14 protein-coding genes and 1 tRNA gene are annotated in these 18,023 nt (G+C 46.9%); 4 read left to right on the forward strand and 11 right to left on the reverse strand.

Annotated elements, in window-relative coordinates; translation table 11 throughout:
* Nucleotides 1-10 precede the first annotated feature (10 nt).
* The 4 genes from gltB to argS form a co-directional block, all read right to left on the reverse strand.
* On the reverse strand, nucleotides 11-4,603 hold the full coding sequence (gene gltB / locus FNY66_RS12760; protein ID WP_229409520.1) for a glutamate synthase large subunit: 4,593 nt from the start codon (nucleotides 4,601-4,603) through the stop codon (nucleotides 11-13).
* 280 nt (nucleotides 4,604-4,883) lie between these two features.
* On the reverse strand, nucleotides 4,884-5,822 hold the full coding sequence (locus FNY66_RS12765; RefSeq protein ID WP_150311397.1) for a CPBP family intramembrane glutamic endopeptidase: 939 nt from the start codon (nucleotides 5,820-5,822) through the stop codon (nucleotides 4,884-4,886).
* Nucleotides 5,822-7,024, reverse strand: a complete 1,203-nt coding sequence (locus tag FNY66_RS12770; RefSeq protein ID WP_150311398.1) for an alanyl-tRNA editing protein — start codon at nucleotides 7,022-7,024, stop codon at nucleotides 5,822-5,824. The genes FNY66_RS12765 and FNY66_RS12770 overlap by 1 nt, the downstream gene beginning before the upstream one ends.
* A gap of 7 nt (nucleotides 7,025-7,031) precedes the next feature.
* Nucleotides 7,032-8,798, reverse strand: a complete 1,767-nt coding sequence (argS, locus tag FNY66_RS12775; RefSeq protein ID WP_087151734.1) for an arginine--tRNA ligase — start codon at nucleotides 8,796-8,798, stop codon at nucleotides 7,032-7,034.
* Between the two features lie 162 nt (nucleotides 8,799-8,960).
* Between argS and FNY66_RS12780 the strand changes: the two genes are divergently transcribed.
* The 4 genes from FNY66_RS12780 to FNY66_RS12795 all read left to right on the forward strand — a co-directional run bounded on the left by FNY66_RS12780 (nucleotide 8,961) and on the right by FNY66_RS12795 (nucleotide 11,918).
* The gene (locus FNY66_RS12780; protein WP_150311399.1) at nucleotides 8,961-9,872 is read left to right on the forward strand and encodes a deoxyribonuclease IV; all 912 of its coding nucleotides are present in this window, start codon (nucleotides 8,961-8,963) and stop codon (nucleotides 9,870-9,872) included.
* Nucleotides 9,873-10,064: 192 nt separating this feature from the next.
* Nucleotides 10,065-10,448, forward strand: coding sequence for a GntR family transcriptional regulator (locus FNY66_RS12785; RefSeq protein WP_087151732.1), 384 nt, complete (start codon nucleotides 10,065-10,067; stop codon nucleotides 10,446-10,448).
* On the forward strand, nucleotides 10,432-11,130 hold the full coding sequence (locus tag FNY66_RS12790; protein ID WP_150311400.1) for an ABC transporter ATP-binding protein: 699 nt from the start codon (nucleotides 10,432-10,434) through the stop codon (nucleotides 11,128-11,130). The genes FNY66_RS12785 and FNY66_RS12790 overlap by 17 nt, the downstream gene beginning before the upstream one ends.
* On the forward strand, nucleotides 11,124-11,918 hold the full coding sequence (locus FNY66_RS12795) for a hypothetical protein (RefSeq protein WP_087151730.1): 795 nt from the start codon (nucleotides 11,124-11,126) through the stop codon (nucleotides 11,916-11,918). The genes FNY66_RS12790 and FNY66_RS12795 overlap by 7 nt, the downstream gene beginning before the upstream one ends.
* A 50-nt stretch (nucleotides 11,919-11,968) precedes the next feature.
* On the opposite strand, the gene FNY66_RS12800 is transcribed toward FNY66_RS12795, so the two are convergent.
* The 7 genes from FNY66_RS12800 to guaB all read right to left on the reverse strand — a co-directional run bounded on the left by FNY66_RS12800 (nucleotide 11,969) and on the right by guaB (nucleotide 17,747).
* Nucleotides 11,969-12,040, reverse strand: a tRNA-Arg gene (locus FNY66_RS12800).
* Between the two features lie 95 nt (nucleotides 12,041-12,135).
* A complete protein-coding gene (locus FNY66_RS12805) occupies nucleotides 12,136-13,086 on the reverse strand; it encodes a DUF5688 family protein (RefSeq protein ID WP_087151729.1) in 951 nt (316 codons plus the stop codon).
* A 335-nt stretch (nucleotides 13,087-13,421) separates the two neighbouring features.
* Complete coding sequence (gene efp / locus FNY66_RS12810; protein WP_087151728.1) at nucleotides 13,422-13,979, reverse strand: elongation factor P; 558 nt, start codon at nucleotides 13,977-13,979, stop codon at nucleotides 13,422-13,424.
* A 56-nt stretch (nucleotides 13,980-14,035) separates the two neighbouring features.
* Nucleotides 14,036-14,545, reverse strand: a complete 510-nt coding sequence (locus FNY66_RS12815; RefSeq protein WP_087151727.1) for a YqeG family HAD IIIA-type phosphatase — start codon at nucleotides 14,543-14,545, stop codon at nucleotides 14,036-14,038.
* Nucleotides 14,545-15,330 carry a shikimate kinase gene (locus tag FNY66_RS12820; RefSeq protein WP_087151726.1) on the reverse strand — a complete coding sequence of 262 codons (786 nt, stop codon included), beginning with the start codon at nucleotides 15,328-15,330 and terminating at the stop codon, nucleotides 14,545-14,547. The genes FNY66_RS12815 and FNY66_RS12820 overlap by 1 nt, the downstream gene beginning before the upstream one ends.
* A 48-nt stretch (nucleotides 15,331-15,378) precedes the next feature.
* Nucleotides 15,379-16,086 carry a peptidoglycan recognition protein family protein gene (locus tag FNY66_RS12825; RefSeq protein WP_150311401.1) on the reverse strand — a complete coding sequence of 236 codons (708 nt, stop codon included), beginning with the start codon at nucleotides 16,084-16,086 and terminating at the stop codon, nucleotides 15,379-15,381.
* Nucleotides 16,087-16,292: 206 nt separating this feature from the next.
* The gene (gene guaB / locus FNY66_RS12830; protein ID WP_087151724.1) at nucleotides 16,293-17,747 is read right to left on the reverse strand and encodes an IMP dehydrogenase; all 1,455 of its coding nucleotides are present in this window, start codon (nucleotides 17,745-17,747) and stop codon (nucleotides 16,293-16,295) included.
* Nucleotides 17,748-18,023 lie beyond the last annotated feature (276 nt).

Consider the following 18,023-nt stretch of genomic DNA (forward strand, 5'->3'; position numbering starts at 1 on the left):
TCTTCGCCTCCTATCTTCCGTTTTTGATCTTGTTAAACGCTTCAATCTGTGCTTTTTCTCTGCTCAGGCCTTTCTCTTCCATCTGGAAGATTGCCGCCATCATTTTCTCATAGTCTTCCGGAATGATCTTTTTGAACTTCGGAAGATACTCTTCAAAGTGATCCAGTATCCGTTTTCCCACTTCAGAATTCGTATACGCCACATGCTCCTGGATCATGCTCTTTAATTCCTGCACATCATACTTGTCTGTCACGCGACGAATCTTCACCATCGCTTTATTAACTCTGGTATAGAGCGTACTGTCCATATCAAGGACATACGCGATTCCCCCGCTCATGCCCGCAGCGAAGTTCTTTCCGACTTTGCCCAGAACCACGACACATCCGCCGGTCATGTATTCGCAGCCGTGATCACCAACGCCCTCGACTACCGCACGTGCGCCGGAATTTCTTACGCAGAATCTCTCGCCTGCGACACCGCCTACAAAGGCCTTTCCACTTGTTGCTCCGTAGAAAGCAACGTTTCCTATTATTATATTCTCATCAGATTTGAACCTGGTCCCATTCGGCGGGCATACAACAAGTTTGCCGCCGGAGAGTCCTTTCCCGAAGTAGTCATTGCTGTCTCCTACGAGCTCTAAGGTAAGACCTTTCGGGATAAACGCGCCGAAGCTCTGGCCGCCCGCTCCCTTACACTTGATCACAAAGCTGTCGTCCTCCAGCCCATCCGGATATCTTCTCGTAATCTCGGAGCCAAAGATTGTGCCGAATGTACGGTCTGTGTTGGTTACATCTACTTCAAGCCCTCTCTTCTGTCCTTTTTCAAGAGCCGGAAGAAGCTGTTTTACGAGGACTTTCTCGTCCAGTGTCTTTTCAAGCTCAAAGTCATACACTTTCTTCGGATTGAAGATCATTCCCTTCTTCTGTTTTGCATAGGGATTGTACAGTACACCGGAGAGATCCAGCGTTGCCGCACGTTCAGAAGTCGGCTCGTCTTTTACTTTCAGAAGATCAGTGCGGCCAACAAGCTCATCCACTGTACGCACTCCTAATTTTGCCATGTATTCTCTCAGTTCTTCTGCGATGAATCGCATGAAGTTGACCACATATTCCGGTTTGCCCGTGAAGCGTTTTCTCAGCTCCGGATTCTGTGTCGCCACACCCACCGGGCAGGTATCAAGATTGCAGACACGCATCATGACACATCCCATAGTAACAAGCGGTGCAGTCGCGAATCCGAACTCTTCCGCTCCAAGCAGCGCCGCAATCGCAACGTCTCTTCCACTCATAAGCTTTCCGTCTGTCTCAATGCGGACGCGCTCACGAAGGCCGTTCTGGATCAGTGTCTGATGTGTCTCCGCAAGCCCCAGTTCCCATGGAAGTCCTGCATTCTGGATAGAGCTCCTCGGGGCCGCCCCTGTTCCTCCGTCATAGCCGGAGATCAAGATGACACCTGCGCCTGCCTTTGCCACACCTGCGGCCACTGTTCCGACGCCCGCCTCGGACACCAGTTTTACAGAGATCCTTGCATTTTTATTTGCATTTTTGCAGTCGTAAATAAGCTGTGCAAGATCCTCGATAGAATAGATATCGTGGTGCGGCGGCGGGGAGATCAGACTCACGCCCGGAGTCGAGTGGCGGGTCTTCGCGATCCACGGATAGACCTTGCCGCCCGGCAGATGACCGCCTTCACCCGGCTTCGCGCCCTGTGCCATCTTAATCTGGATTTCCTGCGCGCTCACCAGATATCTGGAAGTCACGCCGAATCGTCCGGAGGCCACCTGCTTGATCGCTGAACAGCGGTCTGTATCAAGTCTCTCTATATCTTCACCGCCTTCTCCGGAGTTAGACTTTCCATGAAGACGGTTCATAGCGATTGCCAGTGTCTCGTGGGCTTCCTTGGAAATAGAACCATAGGACATAGCGCCCGTCTTAAATCTGGTCACAATGGAATCCACGCTCTCCACTTCCTCGATCGGAACGCCTTTCTTCGGATAATTGAAGTCAAGCTGGCCTCTTAAATTGACCTTTTCTCCTTCTTCATCCACCATCTTTGTATACTGTTTGAACATGCTATAGTCGCCACGTCTGGTTGACTGCTGGAGCATGTGGATCGTCTGCGGGTTGTAGAGATGCTCCTCTCCACCGCTCTTATATTTGTGTCGTCCCACACTGTCGAGAGTCATATCACCGTCAAGCCCCAGCGGATCAAATGCCTGCGTATGGAATGCCGTGTAATCTTCAGCGATTTCTTCTATTCCGATGCCGCCCACACGGCTCACCGTATCTGTAAAGTACCGGTCGATGAACTCTTTCTTCAGACCGATTGCCTCAAAGATTTTCGCACCCTGGTAGGACTGGATTGTAGAGATACCCATCTTGGACGCAATCTTGACAATTCCGTGGATCACCGCACTGTTGTAGTCGTCTACAGCTGCATAGTAATCTTTGTGGAGCAGCCTTGATTCGATCAGCTGACGGATGGACTCATGTGCCAGATACGGATTGATCGCACATGCCCCGTAACCCAGCAATGTTGCAAAGTGGTGCACTTCTCTCGGCTCACCGCTCTCCAGAATCATTGCCACGGAAGTTCTCTTCTTCGTACGGACCAGATGCTGCTGGAGACCAGATACCGCCAGAAGCGACGGGATCGCCACATGATACTCATCCACGTCACGGTCTGTCAGGATCAGAATATTTGCCCCGCCCCTGATCACCCTGTCAACCTCGACAAAGAGATACTCAATCGCTTTCTCAAGGCTCGTATTCTTATAATAGGTGATCGGGATCTCTGCGACTTTAAATCCCTCCACATTCATATTCTTAATCTTTAAGAGGTCTGTATTTGTGAGGATCGGATTGTTTACCCGGAGCATCTTACAGTTCTCTTCTTTCTTCTCAAGCAGATTTCCGTCTTTTCCTACATAGATTGTTGTGGAAGTGACAATTTCCTCACGGATCGCATCGATCGGCGGGTTAGTAACCTGCGCAAACAGCTGTTTAAAATAGCCGAACAGAGGCTGTCTTTTCTTGGATAAAACTGAGAGAGGCGTATCGATGCCCATGGCCGCAATCCCTTCTCCCCCGCTTTTTGCCATCGTAAGGATCGAAGTCTTAACATCCTCATATGCATAACCGAATGCTTTCTGCAGGCGGGTACACTCCTCTTTTGTGTATTTCGGGATGTCCTTGTTCGGAATCGGCAGATTTTTAAGCTGGATCAGATTGCTGTCAAGCCATTCTCCGTAAGGCTCCTCGTTCGCATATTTTTCTTTCAGTTCTTCGTCATCAATAACTCTTCCTGCGACCGTATCGACAAGCAGCATCTTGCCCGGATGCAGACGCTCTTTCACAAGTATCTTAGACGGATCGATGTTGAGCACTCCTACTTCCGAAGAGAGGATCAGGTTGTCGTCATCTGTGATGTAATATCTGGAAGGACGCAGACCGTTCCGGTCGAGTACAGCTCCCATCACATCGCCGTCAGAAAACAGGATTGAAGCCGGACCGTCCCACGGCTCCATCATCGTCGCATAGTACTGATAGAAATCCTTCTTATTCTGGGACATACTTCTGTTATTTACCCACGGTTCCGGAATACAGATCATCACCGCAAGAGGAAGCTCCATTCCGCTCATCACCATGAATTCAAGCGCATTGTCGAGCATCGCGGAGTCAGAACCCGATGTATTGATGGCCGGAAGCACCTTGTGCAGCTCGCCCTTGAGCTTTCCTGCCTCCATTGTCTCCTCGCGGGCGCGCATCTTATCTGCATTTCCGCGGATCGTATTGATTTCTCCGTTGTGTACAATAAAACGGTTCGGATGAGCTCTCTGCCAGCTCGGCGCCGTATTCGTGCTGAAACGTGAGTGTACCATTGCGATGGCCGACTCATAATCCTCATCCTGCAGATCTCCAAAGAACTGGCGGAGCTGCCCCACAAGGAACATTCCTTTGTAGACGATCGTACGGCTGGAAAGAGAAACTACATATGTATCGTCGCTGCTCTGTTCAAATACACGCCTTACAACATAGAGCCTGCGGTCAAAATCTATTCCTTTCCGGATCTTCTTCGGACGTTCTATAAACGCCTGCATGATACATGGCATACAATCAACAGCCGCTTTTCCGAGCACTTCCGGATGTACAGGCACCTCTCTCCACCCGAGGAAATTCAGTCCTTCTTTTTTAACAATGACTTCAAATATATTTTTAGCCTGATTGCGTTTCAGCTCATCCTGCGGCAGGAAAAACATACCAACTCCGTAATCCCTTTCGCCTTTCAGGTCAATGCCCAGCGGCTTACAGACTTTCTGAAAGAATTTGTCTGATATCTGCAAGAGAATACCGACACCATCTCCCGTTTTCCCTTCCGCATCCTTCCCGGCTCTGTGTTCCAGATGTTCCACGATCTCAAGTGCTCCGGCAACAGTACTATGGCTCTTCACGCCCTTAATATTTACGATCGCGCCAATGCCGCAATTGTCGTGTTCAAAATTCTCCCGGTACAGTCCCTGAGGGATATCACCCTGCACAGCCCGGCTTTGCGCGGTTACATTCTGCTGTCCCTTACTCTGAAAGGGTTCTTTTGCTTTTCTCATGATCGCTGTCCTCTCCTTCTCAATTTATGAAAAAGACTATACACGATTTTTTTTCATTTGTAAATAACAAAAACCTTATAATTGTCTGACAATTTGATAATTTATGGTTTCAAATATTATTATCTGATAATTACACTCTTTTCAAATCATTAGTAATATTTCTTAATATTTCGATTTTCCCTTAAGTTTACTGATATTTGAGGCATTTATAAAATAAAAAAAGTGACAGAAATCATATTCTGTCACACACAATTTCAAATTGTTTTTTTCTAAAAACATTTCATCGAAACATATTCGGACGCTCCGAATCGTCTGACGCACGCTCAGTCCTCACGCTGCCAGGCATCTTCTGTACCAGCACGAACATCACCGAACATATGAACGCTCCCATAATAACCGTCCCCGCCATCCGCATCGGATTACCTGCCAGCCAGCGGAACACTCCCAGTTCCGTAAAGATAACAGATCCTGTATTGAGCAGGATATGGAGCAGCACCGGGGCTCTGAGTGAGCCGAATTTTTCATACAGATAAGACAGCAGCACACCCAGCAGGAATGTATAGATCATCTGCGTTGTACTGGAATGCACGAATGAAAAGAGCAGTGCGGACCAGACAGCCGAGTACCAGAAGCTCTGTCGTTCATGGAACCGTTTGTACAAGATTCCCCGAAACATCAACTCTTCCGCCACCGGAGTAATGAGCCCCAGTCCGATGATCTCCACAAGCAGGCCCGCAGAATACGTGATCTGCGCATTCTGCTGATACTGCGCATCGTAAAACGCAAGCTGAATCATCGCCATCAGGCAGGTGGCCACAATACAGCCTGCAACCCCAAACACAACTACAGTCCAGTATTTCGACAAGGGCGCCTTATCCGGAAGTTTTACCCCGGCCTGCCGTTCCAGTTTCCGGTCACGTGCAAACAGTATCCCTGTCAGGATTATCGTCCCAAGCGCTGCCAGAGAAATAATACCGACCTGATATTTTGCAATTGCCTCAAGCGCAGGTTCCAGCGCCTGCATATAAGAATCCCATATCTCCTGCATAGAAAGAGCAGTACCACTGTTATCGCGCAGGATTTCCGCATACGCCCGTACCATATAAGGCATCTCGATCAAAAACATCAGTGCAAACTGAATCACAGCCTCAATTGCCAGATAGCCTAACAGGGGGCCTGCCAGGCTCCAGAACGGGCTTTTCCTGTAGATCCGGTTCATCACGCCTCACCTGCTTTCTCAAGTATCCACGCGCGCATCTCATCTTCGCTGCCGCGTGCCGTCCCCTGCACCATCTCCGGTTTTCCGCCTCCTCGCCCGTCAAACGCAGCGTTGAACTCTTTTACAAAATCACGCATATTTATCTGCCGGCCATCCTGTTCCCTGCTGCCGATCACATACCGGTACCCGTCACTTTCGTTCCCATGGAATATTGCGCACACACCGTGCCCGGCTTCCAGCACAAGATTCATGAACAGACGCATGGAGTCCCCCTCCACATCGTCTGTGAATATGCAGACCGGCTTCCCGTCTTTGGGTATCATATCAGCTTTTGCAGCAATCAGCTTTTTTTCTTTCTCCCCAAGCTCATATTTCAGCGAGTCTGACTCTTCTTTCAGATGGCGGACAGATTCTGCAATTTCGTTTTCTTTCGCACACAGAAGAGCAGATATTTCTCCTGCCTGTTCCTGTTTCACAGCATAATCCTCAAGCGCCCTCACGCCGCACAACATAGTCACCCGTGCTCCGCCCTTATACCGCTGAACACGGGTCAGCTTGATCAGGCCGATCTCACCTGTGCGGGATACATGAGGCGCACAGCACGCACACACGTCATATCCAGGCACTACAATGATCCGCACCTGTCCTTCGATCTCAATCTTGCTCCGGTACTCCATCCCGTCAAGTTCATCCTTCGACGGGTAGAGAGTCTGTATCTCAAGGTTCTTCCAGACAGCACGGTTCGCCTCACGTTCGATCCCGGCAAGCTGCTCTTTCGACAGCTCCCCGTCAAAATCCATCGTACAGTCTTCGCTTCCGAGATGAAACCCCACGTTATTATATCCAAACCAGGAATGAACCAGACCGGACACGATATGCTCGCCGCTATGCTGCTGCATTTTCATAAACCTCTCTTCCCAGTCGATCGTTCCCGTCACATGAGAACCTGGTTCAAGCGGACCTTCCAGCAGATGCAGGACATGTTCGCCCTTTTCCTGCACATCCACAACCCTGACACCGCCCAGTATACCGGTATCTGCATACTGTCCGCCGCCCTCCGGAAAGAAAGCTGTGCGGTCCAGTTCCGCCGCCCAGAGTTTCGGCGTTTTCTTGCCGGAGGCATCAGAAAATGGTTCGCATGATATGACCTCCGCCTCAAATTCCCCAAGATGACTGTCCTGATAAAAAAGTTTCTCCGTCATTATGTGATTACATCCTTTCCGGCGCCTCGAAGCCGAGCAGATCGATGCACGCCTCAAGCACGCGTCTTGCCAGTACGAGAAGCGCAATATATCCGGACTTCTTCTCTTCATCCTCCTCTGACAGGATCTTTGTCTCATGATAAAATTTATTAAACTCATTGGCAAGTTCGTAGATATATGCGCAAAGCTTGTGAGGCGCTGTCTCATCATACACAGCTTCAAACACATCATTGAACTTGAGTACCTGCAGCATAAGCGCTTTCTCATATTCATTCACTGCAGGAAGAATCTTTAATCCCTCCAGATTGCCGCCGCTTTCCTGATATTTGTTCAGGATTGACTTGATACGCACTATTGTATAGAGGATATATGGACCTGTATTTCCCTCAAATGATGTGAATCTGTCCACATCAAACACATAATCTTTGGACGCCTGGTTAGAGAGATCTCCGTATTTGATCGCAGCAAGACCTACAATCTGGGAAGTGCGTTCTGCCTCTCCCTCTTCCACCGTACGGTTGTCCATGATCTTGCGGTACATCTCCTCGTCGATCTCACGGATCAGATTTTCAAGGCGCATCACTCCGCCCTCGCGTGTCTTAAACGGTTTTCCGTCCTTGCCGTTCATCGTACCGAAGCCGAGGAATTTAAGTTCTGTCTCCGGACGTACGATGCCTGTTTTCTTCGCGCAGCGGAATACCTGTGTAAAATGAAGTTCCTGCCGCTTATCCACAACATAAATAACCTCATCCGGCTTATAATCTTCCTCCCTCTCTACAAGCGTAGCAAGATCAGTCGTATCATACAGAGCAGCTCCGTCAGATTTCAGGATCATACACGGAGGTACTTCCTTTTTATCTGTCTCTTCCTGAACATCCACAACAAGAGCGCCTTCATCATAGCGCGCGTACCCTTCATCCTTTAACATCTGTACCATGTCCGGGATATACTTCTGAGCATCCGCCTCCCCTTTCCAGAGGTCGAACTCTACATTCAGTTTCTCATAATTCTTCTTAAGGTCAGCAACAGATACATTCATGATATGATTCCAGATTGCCCGGTATCCTCTGTATCCGTTCTGCAGCAAATAGGTAGCATGCAATGCTTCTTCTCTGTAATCTTCGTGTTCTTTTGCATATGCACTCGCAGTCGGATAAATCTCTTCAAGCTCTCCGATCGTAAAAGGCGCTCCCTCCGGATACTCCCCTTCAAAAGATTCATCAAAGTAAGGCAGTTCCGGCTGACGCTTTTTAAGCTCTGTGATGATAAGCCCCATCTGATAGCCCCAGTCTCCCAGATGGATATCCCCGATCACGTTATTTCCCTTGTAGCGAAGAATCCTTTTAACACTCTCCCCGATGATCGCAGAACGCAGATGCCCAACATGCAGCGGCTTCGCCACATTCGGCCCGCCGTAGTCGATCATAATGGTCTTCGGCGCTTTCTCATCCTCAACTCCAAGCTTTTCCTCCGCAGCCATATCATTCAGATAGGACGCTACACTTTCTTTAGACAGCTTCAGGTTGATAAAGCCAGGCTTAACCACATCTACTGTCTCAAAGTATGAGCTGTCTTTCAGATATGGAGCCACGTCCTCTGCGATCATAAACGGCGCTTTCTTATATTTCTTTGCCCCTGCCATCGCTCCGTTACACTGATATTCGCACAAGTCCGGGCGGTTGGAAAGAGTCACCTTCGCAAGCGCTTTATCATACCCTGCTTTCTCAAATGCCTCTTCCATCTCTATTGTGATCAATTCCAGTAATGTCTTCAATTTCTTCCACACTCCTCATCTTTGTCCGTATGAAAGATATTCTACCATGTATGGGGATGGACGGCAAGTTTTCGTTGAGAAAACCCCTGCGCTGTTTTATAATGGAGCAGGTCAAAACACCTTTTGACACCAACATCATTTAATCAGAAAAGGAGATTCATCATGATATTAGGTTCACACGTCGGCATGAGCGGCAAAGATATGCTTCTGGGATCAGCTAAGGAAGCTGTTTCTTACGGTGCCGATACTTTCATGTTTTATACAGGCGCTCCCCAGAACACAAGGCGGAAAGATATAAGCGAACTGAACATCGAGCCTGCCTGGGAATATATGAAGGAACACGGAATCAGCGACATCATCGTCCACGCACCGTATATCATTAATCTGGGGAATTCCGTAAAGCCGGAAACATACTCTCTCGCCGTGGAGTTTCTTGCCAAAGAGATCGAGCGGACAATAAGCTGCAGAAGCCATACACTTATCCTTCACCCCGGAGCACATGTAGGCGCCGGAGTCGAGGCCGGCACTTCCAGGATCATCGAAGGCCTGAATGAAGTACTGACCTCTGATACTGATTGTTTTATAGCACTTGAGACCATGGCGGGAAAAGGTTCTGAGATCGGTCGTTCCTTTGAAGAGCTGGCCCGGATCTACGACGGAGTAAAGTACAGCGATAAGCTGCGTGTGTGTTTTGATACGTGCCATACAAGCGACAGCGGGTATGATATCATTCACCATTTTGACGACGTCATCGAGAAATTCGATCGAATCATAGGCAAGGATCAGATTGCAGTATTCCATATCAATGACAGCAAAAATGTACCCGGAGCCGCAAAAGACCGTCATGAAAACATCGGATTCGGGGAAATCGGATTCGACGCGCTGAATTATATCGTTCATCACCCGGATTTCGAAAAAATCCCTAAAATACTGGAGACCCCCTATATCCCCTCACCCACCGCACCAAAGAAATCTTACGCCCCTTATAAATATGAGATTGAAATGCTCCGAAACGGCGTGTTTGACCCGGATATGAAAGAAACCATCATTAAAGAAAACAAGGCTGCACTGTAACAGTTCCACCCGCAGCATTTACAAAACCATACACGTAAACTCTGAGAATTTCTAAAACAGTCTTGACATTTCCCTTTAACAAACATATTATTGTATTATATCAATAATACAGTTGCAGATCAGGGGATATCCCCTGATCTGCTGGGAACTGCCTCCGGCAGCTCCCACAAAAAAAGAATACGAGGTGATCGAATGCCATGGAATCTGGATAATGACCGTCCCATCTACCTGCAATTGATGGAACGCATTCAGCACGACATCATTTCCGGTGTCTATCAGCCTGGGGACAAACTCCCCTCTGTACGTGATCTTGCTGTTGAAGCCGCTGTAAATCCGAACACGATGCAGAAAGCACTGTCTGAACTGGAACGCTGCGGACTCGTCTATTCACAGCGGACAAGCGGCCGTTTTATAACAGATGATACAGCCATGATCAAAAAAATGCGCACAGAGCTGGCTCAGGAACACATCCGGGACTTTTTTGACCAGATGCGTAAGCTGGGCTTTTCCGACAGGGACACACTTGAAATGATAAGAGACACAATAAGGGGGATTAACAATGAGACCAATACTTGAATGCCAGAGGCTCACCAAAAAATACGGCAGTTTTTTTGCACTGTCCGAACTGACACTCTCTCTTGACCGCGGACAGATCGTTGGCCTCCTGGGTCCCAACGGGAGCGGGAAAACTACACTGATCAAACTTGCAAACGGGCTTCTCAATCCCACAGACGGACATATTATGATCAACGGGCTTGCTCCCGGAACAGAGTCCAAAAAGATCGTATCTTATCTTCCGGATCGCAGTTTTTTCAGCGAGCACATGAAAGTAAAGGAGATTATCTCCTATTACACAGATTTTTATGATAACTTCAGCACAGACCGCGCCTCAAAAATGCTTGACACACTGGAGATTGATATAAACTCACGTTTCAGCGCCCTGTCAAAAGGCACAAAAGAGAAAGTCCAGCTTGTGCTTGTAATGAGCCGCGATGCAGACCTGTATATTCTTGACGAACCAATTGGCGGTGTAGATCCCGCTGCAAGAGATTATATCCTGCAGACAATACTTACAAATTATAACGAGAATGCGACTGTCCTGATCTCAACTCATCTGATCTCAGACATCGAGAATGTTCTGGACCGGGTGATCTTCCTCCAGAACGGACAGCTGGCGCTTAACGAAACCGTGGATGATATCAGATTAAAATACGGGAAATCCGTGGACGCTTTATTCAGGGAGGTATTCAAATGCTAGGAAAACTGATCAAATACGATTTAAAATCTGCAGCGAAAATATTTTTCCTTCTCCATGTAATCTATCTCCTTATCTGCCTTGTGGCACGTTTTTTCTATATGGACAGACTGCGTTTTGAAGAGCCCGTGGAGCCGCTTGTTTTCTCTCTGATTCTTTTTGTCACGCTCATGACTCTTCTTATCTCTGCCCTATCGATTTTTACATGGATGCAGGTTGCATTTCGGTTCTACCGTAATCTTTTTAGTAAAGAAGGATACCTTTCATGGACCCTGCCTGTATCTGCGCCACAGCATTTATGGTCAAAGATCATATCCGGATATATATTAATGGCGGCAGATCTTCTCATTCTGTCGGCCGGGGTCCTGTTACTTGTAACAGGAGACAATGTAACGTCAGCTTACAGCATGATTGCCGATGAACTTGAAAATGAGCTTGGCTTCTCTCTTGGTTCATTTGTCTGCCTCCTGTTTATAACCTGTCTCATCAACTGTCTATGCACCGTTATTATGCTCTATTTTTCCATCCTGGTCGGGCAATTGTTTCCCAGTCACCGTGTGCTGGGGGCCATCGCCGCATATTTTATCACGAGTTTTGTTGTGCAGATACTCACCATGCTCCTGATGCTGGTATTCGGATTTTTCCCGGGATACAGGGGTTACAGTTCCGCCTACGGGCTTGATTATACAATCAGACTTCTCTACATGAGCCTTATATTAATGCTCATTGTAACCGCCATTCAGTACATCGCAGCTCATTACATCATAAAACGGAAAATCAACCTTATATAAGCACAAAAAAGGATGTCCCGAAATATGTCAGGGCATCCTTTTTTGAGTTCAGCGTCTGAGCGGAGTCGAACCGCCGCACATGCCTCCGGAGGGCATTGCTCTATCCACTGAGCTACAGACGCATTCCAACTGTAAAAGGGGAACCGGAAGATTCCCCTTACAGCCTTAATTATCCTAGCACAAATCATCAGAAATGTAAAGTACTTAATCTCATGATTCACTTATTTCCTTCCGATGTGAATTCAGTTCCTCTTCTCAAATATCCCGCCTTTACATCATACAGATAAACATGATCACTCAAAACCTCTTCCTCAGCCACCTGAGTAGCATTGATATTTTTTACCATTTCATCCAGCTCTGCTGCACTGAGCCCCTCGCTGCAGGGCACGATTACAACCTCATGTACACTGCTTGGCAGTACATAGTAATCAGATCTTAATATTCCCCCGATCATTTCAAGTATGTGCGGATACGCAATACACGCCGCTCCATAATTTCTCAACTTATTTGACAGTACGTACATTCCGTCTCTTGATCTTCCGCTCCCGATAAGCAGGTTTTCCGGAGGTGTCTCCGTACAGTACTCCGCATTTTCTCTAACCATTTCTTTCAATGCATAATTCATGGTAAAGAACTCCGCCGGCAGAAGATTCCTGGAATTTCTTACAGCGTCTGACCACAATGTATCTGTGCGGACACGCCACTGTTCCATATGGCTTTCATTGACCATCATAGCAGCAGAGCCTTCTTGCGTCACTTCAATCAGCACATAAAATACCGCCGAAAGATCCAGAAATGGAATATGCGGAATCGATTTTAAAATCTTTCTGTTCTTGGCCGTATTAACAAGTTTAAAGACGATCCTGTCCCTCACTCCTTCATAGCTCATGACTTTTTCATAGTCCCACGATTTCTCCTGTTTAATGCTCTCGTAAAATGCCAGAATCTCATCTACGATGGTTTCAAGCGTCTCCCCCTGCTTATAAACCTGAAAGTATTCTTCCAGATAAATTGTCGGAGATATATTAACCCCCGGGGTCTCAATCAGCACCCCCGTCCGCTCTTTTCCATTATTTTTTGTTGTTGTATATAATCCCGCCTTAGCACCTCCCGCCATCTTCTGATTCATCTGTTTCTCTACCGCGCCTGCAAATGCTCTGTAATCCATTTTTCTCCTTTCGTAACGCGGTGCATTATAAATTAAATGAGAAATCCGGTACGATATGTACCACATGAAGGCGTATGCCTCATGAATCCGATGAAAAAATAATTGAACAATATTATGTGACCTTGATTATAGACGAGACAGCATATAAAATCAATGAGACATATTACACAAAAAGATCCTGTGATTTTCTCCTTATTTCACAAAAGCTTCTCTGATCGGATAGGAGAAGATGCCCGCTCGTGCAGGCACGGCAGTCGCCCTCCAGGCATATCGCGCAAAAAAGGATGCACTCTGTATAAGTGCATCCCGAACGTGCATATTCAGACTGTCTGAAACTATACTCTTGACAGGTACTCTCCTGTACGTGTATCAATCTTGAGCACATCACCCGTCTCACAGAACAGCGGTACATTCACAACTGCTCCAGTCTCAACAGTAGCCGGTTTCGTAGCTCCCTGAGCTGTATCACCTTTAAAGCCCGGCTCTGTCTCTGTGATAGCCAGCTCCACAAAAAGAGGCGGCTCTACAGAGAATACATTACCTTTATGGGAACAGATTTTAACTGTCTCATTTTCTTTGACAAATTTAAGAGCATCCCCAACTACTTCTGAATCAAGCGCGATCTGATCATATGTTTCAACATCCATAAAGTTATACAGATCTCCGTCTTTGTACAGATACTGCATATCTTTTCTGTCAATGTGGGCATTCTCAAATTTCTCAGTCGGACGGAACGTCTTCTCAACCACACCGCCGCTGATAATATTTTTCAGCTTTGTTCTTACGAACGCTGCTCCCTTTCCCGGTTTTACGTGCTGAAATTCCAAAATCTGATAAATATTTCCGTCGATCTCAACGGTAATGCCATTCTTAAAATCTCCTGCTGCGACCATTTATCTTCCTCCTTCGATTTACGCGCCGTACCGGCACTCCATTAATTAATTTTATACTAATTCTCCCTATTTTTCAATCTTTTTTTATAGAAATGAAGAACGATCTTCTCAAGGTATCGTTTGAGCACGATCTGTATTTCCTCTTTAGGATGTATCGGCTTTACAAGGATGTTGTGGATCCCTGCTCTTTTTGCTCCCCAGACATCCGTAAAAAGCTGATCTCCGACAAAGACCGTATTCGTCCTGTCAGTCCCCATGATCTCCATCGCCCTGATGTAGTTTTTCGTCGATGGCTTGTGTGCATTAAAGATATAATTCGTTCCGATATCTTTGTTGAACATCTTCACTCTAGGCTCCTGGTTATTTGAGATCAGACAGGAACAAAATCCGATATCCTCAAGCCGCCGGAACAGTTTCTTCGCACGTTCATCTGCAGGCGCCCCGTGCGGCACGAGCGTATTGTCAATATCAAAAATAACGCCCCGATAGCCGTCTTCATATAACTTTTCAAAAGGAATGACATATGTAGATGCCACATATTCATCCGGAAAAAATCTGTCAAACATCATTTCCCATCCAATTCTGTCAGCTTCGTGATCAGTTCCTCGCAGATCTGGACGATCGACTTATCATCCGTCTGTATAACAACATCGGCCGCCGCCTCATATTTCTCCCTGCGTTTCTCCATCAGATCTGCTATAAATTCTACATTGTTGTTTCCCTTCAGCAGCGGTCTGTCATTACTGTCTTTTACACGCTCGTAGATTGTCTCGGGACTTGCAGTGAGAAGGACGACACGTCCGTTCTTTTTCATTTCCACTACATTTTCCTCGCGAAGAGCTACACCGCCTCCGCAGGATATAATACAGTTGCTGCCTGTCTGCAGCTCTTTTAAAAGCTCCGTCTCAAGATTACGGAAATATTCTTCCCCGTAGGTTGCAAAGATATCCGGAATACTCATCTCCTGGCGTTCCGAGATTTCCTGATCCATCTCCACCAGCCTCATATCAAACATTGTGCTCAGATAATCTGATATAGTCGATTTTCCTGCCCCCATAAATCCGATCAGAACAATATTGTACGAAAACAGCTTTCTCGCCTGGATGCGTTTGCTGTTTCTTAAAATACGTCCAAACACATCCTGGATCTCCTCCTGATATTTATTACCTCTCAACTTTTCATCAAGCTGTTTCTGCTGTTTTGCCTCCTGTGCCGGCTGCAGGATCGGCATCCCGTAAGTCTCCTTGTAAGCCATGATTTTTTCGATAATGCTGTTGCGTTCCACCAGAGCATCTATGATCTTGTCATCGCAGAGCGCAAGCTGCTCGCGATACATTTCCAAATCATTCATATTCTTCCTCCACATCTGTAAAAATCGACGATACGACCATTTATTATATCAATTTTCAGATGCGATAGCAAGACTCACATTTTCTTTAAATGCCGTCCATGCGTCCTCATTTTCCACGAAATATTTCGGACAGTTTTTTCCTGTTACATCGTAATGGCGGATCACATCATCCGCTGTAAGATCGAATTTTACACAGAGCCATGCGGTGAGCTGCACAAGAGAACGATATGTCTCATCCGTAAACTTTCCGCTTTCATCCGGATGGCAGACCTCAATGGATACCGTATCATAATTTCTGTCATTTGAAGCATAAGCGACTTCCCACGTCGGAACGCACTGTATGATCTCACCATCGAGTCCCACGACAAAATTGCTGCTCGCCGAAGTCTCCTGCGAATACTGCAGACCGTTAAAATAGTCTCGGTTGTCCTGCGCAGTGCTTCCGGGATTAGCCGTATAGTGGATCACAATCCCTGTAATACCGTCACTCTCAACCCCCGGCCTGGAGTAAGGGTTGACATCGAGAAGCTGGACATCAATATCCGGTTCCGAGGCATCCACATCGACATACTCACCGCCATGCGAAGTAAAGCTGCGCACGGCCAGCACCAAAGTCAGGACAGCAAGGATCAACAGTCCCCACTTTATGTATGGATTGCCCTGAAAAAACCGTTTTTTCTTTCCGTTTCTTTTTCTTCTTCCAGCGGTTGTCGCTCTCCCGCCTGTTCCTCTTCTATTTCCTCTGTAAGTGTTCATCTGCAAGCTCCGCCTTCCAAATTATGATAGTATCACACATTTCTTTCACTATGATGAACAAAATCTTATAAATTTATAAAGAAGAAGGCTGCTGTTACAAAGTTACTGTGAACAGTAATAAGAAAAGCCGCAGACACAACGCTGTTGCCGGAATATCCGGTTTTCTGACGTTATGTATGCGGCTGTATTTTACCGATAACAGCTGCTTATTCGTCTACACTGTAGTTCGGAGCCTCTTTCGTGATGTGGATATCATGCGGATGGCTTTCTTTCAGGGATGCAGCGGAAATCTTAATAAATCTTCCGTTTGCTTTCAGCTCTTCAACTGTATGTGTGCCACAGTAACCCATACCGGAGCGGAGTCCTCCCATGAGCTGGAACACTGTATCCTCAACAGTTCCTTTATATGCCACACGACCCTCAACGCCTTCCGGAACGAGCTTCTTCGCATTCTCCTGGAAATAGCGGTCCTTGCTTCCGTTTTCCATAGCAGCAATAGAACCCATGCCGCGATATACTTTGTATTTTCTTCCCTGGTACAGTTCAAATGTTCCCGGGCTCTCATCACAGCCCGCAAAGATGCTGCCCATCATACATACATTTGCACCGGCTGCGATTGCTTTTGTCATGTCTCCTGAATACTTGATACCTCCGTCGGCAATGATCGGAATACCATATTCTTTTGCCGCCTCATAGCAGTTCATGACCGCTGTGATCTGCGGAACACCAATACCTGCTACAACACGCGTCGTACAGATCGATCCCGGTCCGATACCGACTTTAACCGCATCTACGCCCGCCTCAATAAGAGCTTTTGCACCTTCGCCTGTAGCGACATTTCCTGCGATCACCTGAAGGTCCGGATATTTTTCTTTCACCATTCTGACTGTACGCAGCACGTTTGCAGAATGTCCATGAGCGGAATCCATTACGACAACATCCACTTTCGCTTTTACAAGCTCTTCCACGCGGTCCAGACAGTTGGCTGTGATACCGATTGCCGCGCCGCAGAGCAGGCGTCCCTGGGAGTCTTTTGCAGACAGCGGATATTTGATCTGTTTCTCGATATCTTTGATCGTGATGAGACCCTTCAGGTTGCCCTCGTCATCCACGATCGGGAGTTTCTCCTTTCTTGCTTTTGCAAGTATCTTCTTCGCCTCTTCAAGAGTGATCCCTTCTTTCGCAGTGATCAGCCCTTCAGAAGTCATGGATTCTTTAATCTTCTTCGAGAAGTCTTCTTCGAATTTCAGATCACGGTTCGTGATGATTCCGACCAGTTTGCGCCCCTCTGTGACCGGAACTCCTGAAATGCGGAATTTTGCCATCAGATTATTAGCATCCTCAAGAGTATTCTCCGGTGAAAGGAAAAACGGGTCTGTGATAACACCGTTCTCAGATCTCTTTACCTTGTCTACCTCTTCCGCCTGAGCTTCGATAGACATGTTCTTGTGAATGATACCAATACCGCCCTGACGCGCCATAGCGATCGCCATGCGATGCTCTGTAACCGTATCCATTCCTGCACTCATCATCGGAATGTTCAGTTTGATCTTCTTTGTCAGATATGTTGACAGGTCCACCTCATTCGGAATCACTTCTGAATACGCCGGCACAAGCAGAACGTCGTCAAATGTAATTCCTTCACCAATAATCTTTCCCATAGTTTGCTGACCTCTCTTTCTTTTGAATCCATATATATAAGTAATTTGAAATATTTATCTGATATACTAACGAAATTCCTTACGGATGTCAACAGTTTTCAGATGGGCCTCTCTCGATTTTGACTTGATTTATTTTAAGATTTATTTATAAGTAGAGCTTATGTATTAATTGAATTCGTATTTATCTGACTGAGAAAGAGTCCGCCGGGAGGTATGTATTGTTATCGCACACGTTTTCACTCGGTCGCGGCGTAACGGTACATAAGAGCGCAGAAG

The sequence above is a fragment of the Mediterraneibacter catenae genome, assembly GCF_008691045.1.
Lineage (GTDB): Bacteria > Bacillota > Clostridia > Lachnospirales > Lachnospiraceae > Mediterraneibacter > Mediterraneibacter ornithocaccae.